This is a genomic window from Klebsiella sp. PL-2018, from assembly GCF_019048985.1.
In the GTDB taxonomy this organism is placed as follows: domain Bacteria; phylum Pseudomonadota; class Gammaproteobacteria; order Enterobacterales; family Enterobacteriaceae; genus Klebsiella; species Klebsiella michiganensis.
In genome coordinates, this window is record NZ_CP077673.1 from 4,496,741 (window position 1) to 4,508,833 (window position 12,093).

Genomic DNA, 12,093 nt, shown 5'->3' on the forward strand with positions numbered 1-12,093 from the left:
CTACAATATTGCAACACAAATTAAACGACGAGGTGTCCCGTGCCAGGAAATCCGTTTGCCCTGACGCCAGAGATCGAAGCGAACCCGCTGCTCAGCGACTCCTGGTGCCGTAGCCAGCGCTATGGCCTCGACCCCGCCACGGATGACTTCCCTCGCCTGCACGCCAGCGAACTGGCCGACAGGCTCGCCAGACACAGCCGCCTGCAAACGCTGGCCCAGCCGGTCGTTAATGAGCTATCCCGCAAAGTCAACGCTCTGCAATCCGTCGTGGTTCTCTCTGACGCCAGCGGTCTGGTTTTGCAAACCTTTGGCGATACGCACGCCATGCAGAAAGCGCAGCGCTTCGCTTTAGCGCCGGGCAACCTGTGGAGCGAAAGCGGACGCGGAACCAACGCCATTGGCACCGCGCTGGCGATTGACGACAGCTGCGAAATCGATGGCCGCCAGCATTTTCTGACCAGTAACCAGGGTCTTTATTGCGCCGCCGTGCCGCTGCAAAGTCCCGATGGCAAAATAGCCGGGGTGCTGGATATCTCCGGCCCGGCCCGGTACCCGCACGCCCGCACGCTGGCGTGGGTAAAAGGCGCCGCGAAGCAGATAGAATATCTGTGGGTTAAACAGAGTCTGCATCCGCAACAGTGGCTGATGAGCCTGCATCCTCAGCTGGAAAAGCTCGACGGCGTCGACGAATGTCTGCTGGTCTTTACCGACAATGTGCTGATGGCGGCTAACCGGCTGGCGATGCGCGAGTTCTCACTTAACGCAGATCGGTTCGGCCACCTCACGTTCCAGCAGCTTTTTCCGCAGCTGCGGCAAACCGCCGTCAGCGTACCGCTGCCGCTCGTCGCCGGAGATCGAAACTACTATTACCGTCTACGCGCTCCCGTGACCGCTGGCGTGGCAGTGACCGCGCGCCCCACCCTCGAGCTGCCTTTCTCCAGCCAGCGCGAAGGCGAAAAGCTGCTGCGCCTGCTTAACGCCGGGATTGGGTTGTGTATCGAAGGCGAAACCGGCTGCGGCAAAGAGTACGTCAGCCGTACCCTGCATCGGCACAGCCGCTGGAGCGGCGGCAAATTCGTCGCCATCAACTGCGCCGCGCTGCCGGAATCACTGATTGAATCCGAGCTGTTTGGCTACCAGCCCGGGGCGTTTACCGGCGCAAACAAAAACGGCTACATCGGCAAGATTCGCGAAGCCGACGGCGGCGTACTGTTTCTTGATGAGATTGGCGATATGCCGTTAACGCTTCAGACCCGGCTGCTGAGGATCTTACAGGAGAAAGAGGTCACGCCGCTTGGCGCCAGCCAGAGCTCGCCGGTTAATTTCGCGGTGATTTGCGCCACCCACCGCAATCTGGCGCAGCGCGTCGCGGAAGGGACCTTCCGCGAAGACCTGCTCTACCGCCTGCGTGAGTTTGCTTTAACGCTGCCGCCCTTGCGCGAATGGCCTGAACTATCCGGGTTTATCCAACGATTGTGGCGCGAGCTGGGCGGAGAAAAGCGTCGCATCGCGCTGGCCCCGGAAGTTGTGCAACACCTGACGTCTCATCCCTGGCCGGGCAACGTCCGCCAGCTGCAAAGTGTGTTGAGGGTACTGCTGGCCCTCGCCGAAGAGGGTGAAACGCTGGGGATAGATGATTTGCCCCAGGAGTATCGAAGCCCGCCCGCCGCCCGCCCGCTGCGCGGGCTTCAGCAGCACGATGCGCAGCTGATTGCCGACACGCTGGCAAGCTATAACGGCAACATCAGTAAGGCCGCGCAGGCGTTAGGCGTCGCGCGCAGTACGCTGTATCGCCGTGCGGCCCGTCGCGGAAGCCATAGCGCATAGCCTTCTGATTCGCTCAGGGCGTGAAGCGCGGCGGTAGCCAGGCGAACAGGCGTCTGCTTATCGCTTCACACAGGGAGGTTAAGCGGTGCCCAATGCCCGACCAGATAAGCTTCGCGACGCAGACGCCGCAGGCTGAAACCAACGCCGCCCCCACCATGTCCAGCGGAAAGTGAACCCCAAGAAAGATCCGCGACCAGGCCACGGGCAGCGCCGCCAGCAGCAGAAAGAGCCCCGCGGCGCGTGAGCGCAGCGAGAGCAGTGCAAACGCGGCGCTAAACATCACCGTGCCGTGGTCGCTCGGGAAAGAGTTATCCGCCGGATGATTTATCCAGGTATGGCCGAGCGGGATCATAAACGGCCGCGGATGAAACAGCAGCATTCCGCAGATCGATCCCAATCCCAGCGCGATCAGAATACTCAAGGTACAAAACAGCGCCTGCCGATGACCCTGCCGCCCGCCGGAAAACCACAGCCAGAGCAGAATGGCCGGAACCACAAAGATGATCCCGCTCGCTGAAAAACGTGCCAGTGCCAGGATCGCCTCCGGCGTGCCGGGCGATGCGTTCAGCGCTAAAAAGGCGCTTTGATTAAGGGTTTCCAGTGCGTTCATGGCGGTAGCTCGCGACAGTCTTATTTCCGTCATTATCGCCACCCTGGCTTAAGTTACGCTTAACCCGGCGCTCAAGAATCGTCCTGGTTTTGGCCACGCTGCTTAGCCACAGCGGCAGCCATTGCTGGCGTAATACGCTTTTTTATTTTAGACTTTACTAAATTTAGAAAAGACTAAAATAAATGAATACACCCGAACAGCTACAGGCCAGCGCCGGTGAAGCCGCCGCGCTGCTGAAAGCCATGAGCCATCCCAGCAGGCTATTGATTCTGTGCATGCTATGCGATGCGCCGGGCACCAGCGCCGGCGAACTGGCGCGGATAACCGGGCTGAGCCCCTCCGCAACTTCCCAGCATCTGGCGCGGATGCGTGATGAAGGCCTGATCGGCTGCGAACGTCAGGCGCAGCGCATTCACTACTTCATTACCCGGCCAGCGGTTCAGCAAATCGTCGCCGCGCTGAAGTCAATCTATTGTCCTTAAGGAGCCTTTATGCCTATTGCTACTCTTTCGCCTGCCGAAGCCCAGGCGCTCGTCGCCCGGGGCGGCCGGCTGATCGATATCCGCGATGCCGATGAATACGCCCGCGAGCATATTCCCGGAGCGGAGCTCGTGCCGCTGGCGACGCTGACGAATGGCGCAGCGCTGCACGCCAGTCCCGAAGAGACGATTATTTTTCACTGTCAGGCGGGATCGCGCACCCAAAATAACGCGGCCCGTCTGGCGCAGGCCGCCGCACCGGCGCAGGTAAAGCTGCTGGCTGGCGGAATTCAGGCGTGGAAAGCGGCCGGTCTGCCGGTGAAAGAGGATAAATCACAGCCGCTGCCGCTTATGCGTCAGGTACAGATCGTCGCCGGCGCCCTGATTTTGCTTGGCGTCGCTTTAGGTTATGCTTTCAGCAGCGGCTTTTTTCTGCTTAGCGCCTTCGTCGGCGCCGGCTTAACCTTTGCCGGTATTACCGGGTTTTGCGGTATGGCGCGTCTTTTGGCTTTGATGCCCTGGAACCGTCGCTAGCCTCTACCTCTTTTGAGAGACTGTTGGTAACGCTTTTGCTGAGCTATGGTTATGTCAGCGAAAAGATTCATCAGCACACAGGAGAAGCAGTATGTTTTCAGTCGGTGACCTGGTACAACCGCGCGCGGGTGGGCCAAAACTTAAAGTCGTTGAAGTCCAGGACGATCGCATTATTGCCGTTCAGGCAAGCAACGAGCAGGGTGAGAAATATACGCTGAAGGCCGCCGATGTGACGGCTTATAAAGAAGACGGCGATTTTGGCGTGTGCTGATTAAGCCGGCTAACGATAACGGTGGGTCTCCCCACCGTTTTCAATATTAGATCAGGAAGCTATCGAGGGATTTTCCCTCAGCCACCGCTTTAGCCAGCGGCTTCGGCATACGTCCCTGCCCGGTCCAGGTTTTCTCGGCGCCGGTATGGTCGGTAAAACGATATTTAGCCGGACGCGGCTGGCGCTTTTTGCTCCCTTTCGGGGAAGCGCTATTGTAGCCCGCTAATTGTTCAGGGGTAATGCCGTCAGCCATCATTAATTCCAGCCAGGTATTTATTTTTTCCTGATGTTCTGCGCGCAGCGCCTGAGCCGCCTGCTCCTCAGCGCGTTTTTCTTCAGTGACGGTCCTTAGCTTTGCCAGCATATCTTCAAGCACGTCAATGGAGAATTCACGGGACATGGCGCGAAGTGAACGGATATTATTCAATTTCTCTAATAGTAATGACATATAATTCAAAAAATTCCCAAATAGCAAATGAAACAAAGATTACGGCGCTAGTTTAATTGATATGATAATGTATTTCCAGCCTTTCACTAATTCCTGATATAGCACCAGAAATGTTTAGCAATTAATAAGGCAAACAAATCGATAAAAGCGAAATTATCAACACTGAATAAATTCTTTTGCAAATAATACTATTCGCCAGGCAACGTCTTTATCTTATTACCTGTATGCTCAGCAGGTTATCCGTATATTTACGGTTGCGCCTCGCAGGGCGCTACGGCGTTTATAGAATAGTCATGCAAAAAATCCGAATGTCCACCCAGCAGACAAATCAGCATATAATGCTGCCATTCCTCTTTTATACGTGTAAAAAACGCCAAAAGTGACACAACTCACACCGCTACGCGATTCTGTCGCGAAATCCCCCCTTACAACCCGGATTGGCTCTCATCTATATGACGTATTTATTTTACAACCAATTGAAAAACAATAAAAAAATCAGTAAAGAGAACAAAAGTAGCGTAACGAACAAAAAATAGCCTGACGCAGAGTATTTTATCGACCAAAAGCCTTTAAATAAAAATTTATAGCTAGTTGCCTCTTTTAATGCAGAGATATAATCTACGCACATCAAAACAGGCACCCAAAAACGCTGAATAACCGCGAATCTTTTGGCATTATCGACTTCATTTTCGAGGAGCATACCAATGTTCTCTGCGCAGTCCCGCTTGCGTCATGCGGTAGCAGACACCTTTGCGATGGTGGTGTACTGCACCGTTGTGAACATGATGATCGAAATTTTTCTCTCCGGAATGACTTTCCAGCAGTCGTTATCTTCGAGACTGGTGGCGATCCCGGTGAACATTATTATTGCCGTGCCTTACGGTTTTTATCGCGATTTCGCGATGCGCCAGGCGCGCCGCATTAGCCCGTCCGGCTGGATGAAGAATATTGCGGATGTGGTGGCCTATGTGACGTTCCAGTCGCCGGTATACGTCGCGATTCTGCTGGTTGTCGGCGCCGACTGGCATCAGATCGCCGCGGCGGTAAGTTCCAACATCGTGGTATCGATGATGATGGGCGCAGCGTACGGCTATTTCCTCGACTACTGCCGCCGCCTGTTTCGCGTCAGCCCCTATCAGCAGGCCAAAGCCTGAGTTGATACAAAAAAGCGACTGGTTCAGCCAGCCGCTTTTTGTCAGCTATACTGCGTTTCGCCAAACAGGCCACTCAGAAAACGCTCAAGCGCCATGCGCGAACTGAACCCGTGTGGAATACCATAATGCTGCTGAGCATCGCCCGCTAAATAGAGCGGGAACTGCTCGTAGTGATCGCAGGTTTTGATATCCGACGCGGGCTCCGCAAGCGTTGTGCTGCGCTCTTTTAAAGCCGGATGAATAATTAACGCGGTACGCCCCATACGAGCTTCACGGTTCACATAAACATAATTATCGCCACGGCGATAGCCGTACGCTTTTTGCGTCACAACATCCATGGTGAAGCCGGCTTTTTCAAGAACACGCGCCACCTCATCGGGTCTTAAATACATACTCATTCCTCATTATCTTTTACCGCACGTTAACCTTACCTTATTCATTAAAGGCAACGCTTTCGGAATATTCCATAAAGGGCTATTTACAGCATAATTCAAAATCTTGTCCTACACTTATAGACTCAATGGAATTAAGGGAGAAACCAATGGCCAACCGAGCAAACCGCAACAACGTAGAAGAGAGCGCTGAAGATATCCATAATGATGTCAGCCAATTAGCGGATACGCTGGAAGAGGTGCTGAAATCATGGGGCAGCGACGCCAAGGACGAAGCGGAGGCCGCGCGTAAAAAAGCGCAGGCGCTGCTGAAAGAGACCCGCGCGCGGCTTAACGGCAATAACCGCGTTCAGCAGGCGGCGTGCGATGCCATGGGCTGCGCAGACAGCTACGTGCGCGATAAACCGTGGCAAAGCGTCGGCGCCGCAGCTGCCGTTGGGGTATTTATTGGCGTATTGCTGAATTTACGTCGATAATAAAACAGCCAGACCCATGAAGATAACAAATACGCGTCTACCCCTGCACTGCAGGGGTTTTTGTTATCCCTGCGGGTAAAGCGCGACATAAAGCTTACGCACAGCCTGATTCGCCATTTCTGCCGACGTCAGGTTGGTGAAGCTCATTATCAGCCCCCCTTCTCCCCGAGTCTCCATCCGCCAGTCGCTCAGCGCCTGTACGGCCAGACCGGCCCGTCTGGCGCGCTGCGCCAGAGGCCGATCGTCTCCGACAACCCTGACCACCATCTGGATCCCGCCCGCCTGAGGCACGACGGTGAATCCCTGCGCCCGCAGCGCCGACTCAAGCCACAGTCGGCGCTGGGCATAGCTGGCGCGCATTTTCTTCAGATGCCGCCAGAAGTGGCCTTCGCGAATAAAATCCGCCAGCGTCTGCTGCCACAGCGTCGGCACGCTACAGCACATCAGCGCGGCCTGTTCACGAAACGGCGCCACCAGCGGCTCAGGCACCACCAGCCAGGCCGCGCGTAATGCCGGGAACAAAGACTTGCTGAACGCCCCGGCATAGATGACCCGCTGCGGGGCGTCGAGGCTTTTCAGCGGCGGCAGCGGCTTACCGTGATAGCGGAATTCGCTATCGTAATCATCTTCGATAATCCACGCGTTATTCTGCGCCGCCCATAGCAGGAGCTGTCTGCGCCTGGCCAGCGATAGCGCCACGCCGAGCGGGCTTTGATGAGCCGGGGTCAGCAGCGCGAAATGGGCACTCGGGTAATGCCGCTGCGCCCAGGGAATATCCATCCCGTCGTCGTCGACCGGAACGGGATTGATCGCCACCCCCTCGTCGTTCACTACCGGCCGGATCAGCGGAAACCCCGGATCTTCCATCCACATTTGCTGGCCAGGCCGCGCCAGCGTGCGCAAAATAAGGCGCATCGAGGCCGCGTAGCAACCGGTGATCAAGACCTGCTCAGACCGACACTCAATACTGCGCGACAGACGCAAATAATCGACGATCGCCCGGCGAAGCGTCGGTTCACCGCTGGGATCGCCTGGCGCGAGGTCAAAACGCGTTTGTGTACGCAGACGCCGACCCATCACGCGCGCCCACAGGCCGCGTGGAAACAGATCCAGCGCGGGCAGCCCCAGTTGAAACGGCAGCGGCGCCGCGGGTTCATCGCCCTCGACGGGCTGAACGGGCGCGTTTTGCTGCGGCAGCAGCCGATCGCTGACAAAGGTCCCCGCCTGTCCGCGCCGCTCCAGCCATCCCTGCGCCACCAGATCTCCCCAGGCGTTCTCAATCGTCGCCCGCGACACGCCAAGCTCCTGAGCATAGACCCGACTTGCAGGCAGCCTGCTGCCCGGAGCCAGCTCACCGCGCTCAATCGCCTGCTTAAGCTGTCGGGCAATGCGCTGGTAGTGCGGAATTTTTTTACCGTCCATCATGGTCTGCTTTTTTCATCGCAATATGGCTATCTTATGCAGTCCATTATAGTGCTATTTTCCTCGCGTCTTAATGAGGAGAGTAAAATGAACACACTACGTCAGCCGTACAATGAACTGAGCCCGGAAGTCTATAACGCCCTGGTTCAGGCCAAAATTGCGCTGGAAAAAAGCGAGCTGGATGGCGCGCTGATCGAGCTGGTGTATTTGCGGGTATCGCAAATCAACGGCTGCGCCTTCTGTCTGGAGATGCACAGCAAAGCCCTGCGTAAATCCGGCGTCGCGCAAAACAAGCTGGACGCGCTGGCAGGCTGGCGGGTGAGCGCCCATTTCAGCGATGCGGAACGCGCGGCGCTGGCGTGGGCGGAATCGGTGACCCATATCGCCGAAAGCCATGCGGAAGACGCCGTTTATCAGCCGCTGCTGGACCATTTCAGCGCCCGCCAGATCAGCGATCTGACCTTCGCCATCAGCCTGATGAACGCCTTTAATCGTCTGGCGGTGAGTATGCGCCTGTAATTTCACGGCAAGAAATCCCGCCCCCCGCCGGATCCTCCCGCGGGGGCTAACCTTTACAAAAACCATATATATTGAGTTGTTGAACTTTTAAATAACTACATCTAGTATTTCCTTCAACGATAACCCATAGCACGCGACATCAATTTTACGTCGTACTGTTATCTTAAATGGAAATACGAATCATGCGCATTACTATTTACACTAAAAACGACTGCGTGCAATGCCATGCCACTAAACGGGCCATGGAAACCCGCGGGTTTGAATTCGACATGATCAACATCGACCACCATCCTGAAGCCGTCGATATGCTGCGCGAGCAGGGTTTCCGTCAGCTGCCGGTGGTGATTGCCGGAGAGACCCGCTGGTCCGGCTTCCGTCCCGATATGATCAATCGCCTGCGCCCGACAGCGTCAGCGGCCAGCGTATGAGCCTGATCGTCTACTTCTCCAGCAGTTCCGAAAATACGCACCGGTTCGTCCAGCGTCTGGGGCTGCCCGCCGTGCGTATACCGCTTAACGAACGCGAGCACATCCAGGTAGACGAACCCTACATTCTTATCGTCCCCAGCTATGGCGGCGGCGGCACGGCGGGCGCGGTCCCCCGGCAGGCGATCCGTTTCCTCAACGATCCGCATAACCGCCAGCTCATTCGCGGCGTCATCGCCGCGGGCAATCGTAATTTTGGCGAGGCCTACGGCCGGGCAGGCGACGTCATCAAGCAGAAATGCGGCGTACCGTATCTCTATCGCTTTGAGCTGATGGGCACCCCGCAAGATGTCGACAACGTGCGTAAAGGAGTAAGCGAATTTTGGCAACGACAACCGCAGAACGTATAACCACCGAGGCGCCGGATTTCCACGCCCTCAACGCGATGCTGAATCTCTACGACAGCAACGGCCGCATTCCGTTTGACAAAGACCATCAGGCGGTAGCGGCGTTTATGGCCAACCACGTTGAGCCGAATACCGTGCCCTTTACCAGCCAGGACGACAAGCTGACGTGGCTGGTCGCCGAAGGCTATTACGACGCCAGGGTGCTGGCCCGCTACGATCGCTCGTTTATTCATGCGCTGTTCGCGTACGCTCAGGACTACGGTTTTCGCTTCCAGACGTTTCTCGGCGCATGGAAGTTCTATACCAGCTACGCGCTGAAAACCTTCGATGGTAAGCGCTACCTTGAAGGCTTTGGCGACCGCACCTGCATGGTAGCCCTGGCCCTGGCGCAGGGTAACGAGGCGCTGGCCCGGCAGCTAACCGATGAGATCCTCTCCGGACGTTTTCAGCCCGCCACGCCGACGTTCCTCAACGCGGGTAAACAGCAGCGCGGCGAGCTGGTCTCCTGCTTTCTGCTGCGCATCGAAGACAATATGGAATCCATTGGCCGGGCGGTGAACTCGGCGCTACAGCTATCCAAGCGCGGCGGCGGCGTGGCGTTTCTGCTCTCCAATCTTCGCGAAGCCGGGGCGCCAATCAAGCGCATCGAGAATCAGTCCTCCGGCGTGGTACCGGTGATGAAAATGCTGGAAGACGCCTTCTCCTACGCCAACCAGCTCGGCGCGCGCCAGGGGGCCGGCGCGGTCTATCTGCACGCCCATCATCCCGATATCCTGCGTTTCCTTGATACCAAACGCGAGAACGCCGATGAAAAAATCCGCATTAAAACGCTCTCGCTCGGGGTGGTGATTCCGGATATCACCTTTCAGCTAGCGAAAGAAGATGCGCAGATGGCGCTCTTCTCGCCCTACGACGTCGAGCGCCTGTACGGTAGACCGTTCGGCGATATCGCGGTAAGCGAAATGTATGCACAACTGGTGGCCGACGCGCGGGTCAGCAAGCGCTGGATCCGCGCCCGCGATCTGTTCCAGCGGCTGGCGGAAATTCAGTTTGAATCCGGCTATCCGTACATCATGTTTGAAGACACGGTTAATCGCGCGAACCCAATTGCCGGGCGCATCAATATGAGCAACCTGTGCTCGGAGATCCTACAGGTTAACGCGCCTTCTACCTTTGACGAAAACCTGGATTACGCCAGCATCGGCCAGGATATCTCCTGCAACCTCGGCTCGCTGAATATCGCCCATACTATGGACTCTCCTGATTTCGCCCGCACGGTTGAGGTCGCGGTGCGCGGTCTGACCGCGGTGTCCGAAATGAGCGATATCCGTTCGGTACCGTCGGTCGCGGCGGGCAATGCCGCCTCGCACGCCATCGGCCTTGGGCAGATGAATCTGCACGGCTATCTGGCGCGCGAAGGTATTGCCTACGGCAGCGAAGCGGGGCTGGATTTCACCAATTTCTATTTCTATACCATCACCTGGCACGCGCTGCGTACCTCGATGCTGATAGCGCGGGAAAAAGGCACGCGTTTTGCCGGATTCGAGCAGTCGCGGTACGCCAGCGGTGATTATTTCCGCCCCTACCTGGAAGGCGACTGGCAGCCGAAAACGGCGAAAGTCCGCGCGCTGTTTGCCCGTGCCGGTATTGTCCTGCCCGACCGCGATATGTGGCGGCAGCTGCGCGATGACGTGATGCGCTACGGCATTTATAACCGCAACCTGCAGGCGGTGCCGCCGACGGGCTCTATTTCGTACATCAACCACGCGACCTCCAGCATCCATCCGATCGTGTCGAAGATAGAGATCCGCAAGGAGGGGAAAACCGGACGCGTTTACTATCCGGCGCCGTTTATGACCAACGACAACCTGGCGCTGTATCAGGACGCTTACGAAATCGGCCCGCAGAAGATCATCGACACCTACGCCGAGGCGACGCGCCATGTCGATCAGGGGCTGTCGCTGACCCTATTCTTCCCCGATACCGCCACCACGCGCGATATCAATAAAGCGCAAATCTACGCGTGGAAGAAAGGCATCAAAACGCTCTATTACATCCGTCTGCGCCAGCTGGCGCTGGAAGGTACCGAAATCGAAGGCTGCGTGTCCTGCGCGCTGTAAGGAGAACAGGATGACCCATTTATCGCGCATCAGCGCCATCAACTGGAACAAAATTGAAGATGATAAGGATCTGGAGGTCTGGAATCGGCTGACCAGCAACTTCTGGTTGCCGGAGAAGGTGCCGCTGTCTAACGATATCCCCGCCTGGCAAACGCTCACGCCGGCGGAACAGCAGCTAACGATTCGCGTCTTCACCGGCCTGACGCTGCTCGATACCATCCAGAATACCGTTGGCGCCCCGGCGCTGATGGCCGACGCCCTCACCCCGCATGAGGAAGCGGTGCTGTCGAACGTCAGCTTTATGGAGGCGGTGCACGCCCGCTCCTACAGCTCCATTTTCTCGACGCTCTGCCAGACCAAAGACGTCGATGCCGCCTATGCCTGGAGCGAACAAAACGCGCCGCTGCAGCGCAAAGCGCAGCTGATGCTGGAGTACTATCAGGCAGATGAACCGCTGAAGAAAAAAATCGCCAGCGTCTTTCTCGAATCGTTCCTCTTCTACTCCGGCTTCTGGTTGCCGATGTACTTCTCCAGCCGGGGGAAGATGACCAACACCGCCGATCTGATTCGCCTGATCATCCGCGATGAAGCGGTACACGGTTATTACATTGGCTACAAATTCCAGAAAGGGCTGGAAATAGTCAGCGCCGAGAAGCGCGAGGAGATGAAAAACTTCGCCCTCGACCTGTTGATGGATCTGTATGACAACGAACTGGCCTACACCCGCGAACTGTACGCCGATAGCGGCTGGATTGAGGAGGTCAACGCCTTTCTCTGCTACAACGCCAATAAGGCGCTGATGAACCTCGGCTACGAGGCGCTGTTCCCGGCGGAAATGGCCGCCGTCAATCCGGCGATCCTCGCCGCGCTTTCGCCGAATGCCGACGAAAACCACGACTTCTTTTCCGGTTCAGGTTCATCGTATGTGATGGGAAAAGCGGAAGAAACCGTCGACGGCGATTGGGACTTTTAGCCTTACTTTCACCAGGAATATATCAGCATATTTCCT

General features: G+C 56.7%; 15 protein-coding genes. 11 read left to right on the top strand and 4 right to left on the bottom strand.

Going from position 1 to position 12,093, the window contains the following annotated elements:
• Window positions 1-39: 39 nt before the first annotated feature.
• A complete protein-coding gene (locus tag MKleb_RS21015; protein ID WP_025107296.1) occupies window positions 40-1,827 on the top strand; it encodes a sigma-54-dependent Fis family transcriptional regulator in 1,788 nt (595 codons plus the stop codon).
• Window positions 1,828-1,840: 13 nt separating this feature from the next.
• Here MKleb_RS21015 and MKleb_RS21020 read toward each other — a convergent pair whose 3' ends face one another.
• Window positions 1,841-2,437, bottom strand: coding sequence for a phosphatase PAP2 family protein (locus tag MKleb_RS21020; protein ID WP_025107295.1), 597 nt, complete (start codon window positions 2,435-2,437; stop codon window positions 1,841-1,843).
• Between the two features lie 182 nt (window positions 2,438-2,619).
• On the opposite strand from MKleb_RS21020, the gene MKleb_RS21025 reads away from it, so the two are divergent.
• The 3 genes from MKleb_RS21025 (at window position 2,620) to MKleb_RS21035 (ending at window position 3,721) form a co-directional block, all read left to right on the top strand.
• A complete protein-coding gene (locus tag MKleb_RS21025; protein ID WP_014226491.1) occupies window positions 2,620-2,919 on the top strand; it encodes an ArsR/SmtB family transcription factor in 300 nt (99 codons plus the stop codon).
• A gap of 9 nt (window positions 2,920-2,928) precedes the next feature.
• A complete protein-coding gene (locus MKleb_RS21030; RefSeq protein ID WP_014226492.1) occupies window positions 2,929-3,450 on the top strand; it encodes a rhodanese family protein in 522 nt (173 codons plus the stop codon).
• A gap of 91 nt (window positions 3,451-3,541) precedes the next feature.
• Window positions 3,542-3,721: a YodC family protein gene (locus MKleb_RS21035; protein WP_014226493.1), complete on the top strand. Its 180-nt coding sequence runs from the start codon at window positions 3,542-3,544 to the stop codon at window positions 3,719-3,721.
• 46 nt (window positions 3,722-3,767) lie between these two features.
• Here MKleb_RS21035 and stpA read toward each other — a convergent pair whose 3' ends face one another.
• On the bottom strand, window positions 3,768-4,169 hold the full coding sequence (stpA, locus tag MKleb_RS21040) for a DNA-binding protein StpA (protein WP_014839288.1): 402 nt from the start codon (window positions 4,167-4,169) through the stop codon (window positions 3,768-3,770).
• A 704-nt stretch (window positions 4,170-4,873) separates the two neighbouring features.
• Here stpA and alaE point away from each other — a divergent pair.
• Complete coding sequence (gene alaE / locus MKleb_RS21045) at window positions 4,874-5,323, top strand: L-alanine exporter AlaE (protein ID WP_014839290.1); 450 nt, start codon at window positions 4,874-4,876, stop codon at window positions 5,321-5,323.
• A gap of 41 nt (window positions 5,324-5,364) precedes the next feature.
• Here alaE and MKleb_RS21050 read toward each other — a convergent pair whose 3' ends face one another.
• Complete coding sequence (locus MKleb_RS21050; RefSeq protein WP_004123942.1) at window positions 5,365-5,715, bottom strand: DUF2002 family protein; 351 nt, start codon at window positions 5,713-5,715, stop codon at window positions 5,365-5,367.
• Between the two features lie 149 nt (window positions 5,716-5,864).
• On the opposite strand from MKleb_RS21050, the gene MKleb_RS21055 reads away from it, so the two are divergent.
• Window positions 5,865-6,191 (top strand): DUF883 family protein, encoded by a 327-nt coding sequence (locus MKleb_RS21055; RefSeq protein ID WP_004123945.1) that lies wholly within the window; start codon window positions 5,865-5,867, stop codon window positions 6,189-6,191.
• A 63-nt stretch (window positions 6,192-6,254) separates the two neighbouring features.
• On the opposite strand, the gene MKleb_RS21060 is transcribed toward MKleb_RS21055, so the two are convergent.
• Window positions 6,255-7,613 (bottom strand): MocR-like pyridoxine biosynthesis transcription factor PdxR, encoded by a 1,359-nt coding sequence (locus MKleb_RS21060; protein ID WP_025107294.1) that lies wholly within the window; start codon window positions 7,611-7,613, stop codon window positions 6,255-6,257.
• 87 nt (window positions 7,614-7,700) lie between these two features.
• Between MKleb_RS21060 and MKleb_RS21065 the strand changes: the two genes are divergently transcribed.
• The 5 genes from MKleb_RS21065 (at window position 7,701) to nrdF (ending at window position 12,057) form a co-directional block, all read left to right on the top strand.
• The gene (locus MKleb_RS21065; RefSeq protein ID WP_004853446.1) at window positions 7,701-8,132 is read left to right on the top strand and encodes a carboxymuconolactone decarboxylase family protein; all 432 of its coding nucleotides are present in this window, start codon (window positions 7,701-7,703) and stop codon (window positions 8,130-8,132) included.
• Window positions 8,133-8,314: 182 nt separating this feature from the next.
• The gene (gene nrdH, locus MKleb_RS21070) at window positions 8,315-8,560 is read left to right on the top strand and encodes a glutaredoxin-like protein NrdH (RefSeq protein WP_004853449.1); all 246 of its coding nucleotides are present in this window, start codon (window positions 8,315-8,317) and stop codon (window positions 8,558-8,560) included.
• Window positions 8,557-8,967 carry a class Ib ribonucleoside-diphosphate reductase assembly flavoprotein NrdI gene (nrdI, locus tag MKleb_RS21075; protein WP_025107293.1) on the top strand — a complete coding sequence of 137 codons (411 nt, stop codon included), beginning with the start codon at window positions 8,557-8,559 and terminating at the stop codon, window positions 8,965-8,967. The genes nrdH and nrdI overlap by 4 nt, the downstream gene beginning before the upstream one ends.
• Window positions 8,940-11,084 (top strand): class 1b ribonucleoside-diphosphate reductase subunit alpha, encoded by a 2,145-nt coding sequence (gene nrdE, locus MKleb_RS21080; RefSeq protein ID WP_025107292.1) that lies wholly within the window; start codon window positions 8,940-8,942, stop codon window positions 11,082-11,084. The genes nrdI and nrdE overlap by 28 nt, the downstream gene beginning before the upstream one ends.
• Window positions 11,085-11,094: 10 nt before the next feature.
• Entirely contained in the window at window positions 11,095-12,057 is a 963-nt protein-coding gene (gene nrdF / locus MKleb_RS21085) for a class 1b ribonucleoside-diphosphate reductase subunit beta (protein WP_014226498.1), read from the top strand.
• Window positions 12,058-12,093 lie beyond the last annotated feature (36 nt).

What these genes read in the sequence shown, in the direction of transcription:
- MKleb_RS21020 (WP_025107295.1), bottom strand. Translation starts at nt 2,437, where the DNA reads ATGAACGCACTGGAAACCCTTAATCAAAGCGCCTTTTTAGCGCTGAAC.
- MKleb_RS21025 (WP_014226491.1), top strand. Translation starts at nt 2,620, where the DNA reads ATGAATACACCCGAACAGCTACAGGCCAGCGCCGGTGAAGCCGCCGCG.
- MKleb_RS21030 (WP_014226492.1), top strand. Translation starts at nt 2,929, where the DNA reads ATGCCTATTGCTACTCTTTCGCCTGCCGAAGCCCAGGCGCTCGTCGCC.
- MKleb_RS21035 (WP_014226493.1), top strand. Translation starts at nt 3,542, where the DNA reads ATGTTTTCAGTCGGTGACCTGGTACAACCGCGCGCGGGTGGGCCAAAA.
- stpA (WP_014839288.1), bottom strand. Translation starts at nt 4,169, where the DNA reads ATGTCATTACTATTAGAGAAATTGAATAATATCCGTTCACTTCGCGCC.
- alaE (WP_014839290.1), top strand. Translation starts at nt 4,874, where the DNA reads ATGTTCTCTGCGCAGTCCCGCTTGCGTCATGCGGTAGCAGACACCTTT.
- MKleb_RS21050 (WP_004123942.1), bottom strand. Translation starts at nt 5,715, where the DNA reads ATGTATTTAAGACCCGATGAGGTGGCGCGTGTTCTTGAAAAAGCCGGC.
- MKleb_RS21055 (WP_004123945.1), top strand. Translation starts at nt 5,865, where the DNA reads ATGGCCAACCGAGCAAACCGCAACAACGTAGAAGAGAGCGCTGAAGAT.
- MKleb_RS21060 (WP_025107294.1), bottom strand. Translation starts at nt 7,613, where the DNA reads ATGGACGGTAAAAAAATTCCGCACTACCAGCGCATTGCCCGACAGCTT.
- MKleb_RS21065 (WP_004853446.1), top strand. Translation starts at nt 7,701, where the DNA reads ATGAACACACTACGTCAGCCGTACAATGAACTGAGCCCGGAAGTCTAT.
- nrdH (WP_004853449.1), top strand. Translation starts at nt 8,315, where the DNA reads ATGCGCATTACTATTTACACTAAAAACGACTGCGTGCAATGCCATGCC.
- nrdI (WP_025107293.1), top strand. Translation starts at nt 8,557, where the DNA reads ATGAGCCTGATCGTCTACTTCTCCAGCAGTTCCGAAAATACGCACCGG.
- nrdF (WP_014226498.1), top strand. Translation starts at nt 11,095, where the DNA reads ATGACCCATTTATCGCGCATCAGCGCCATCAACTGGAACAAAATTGAA.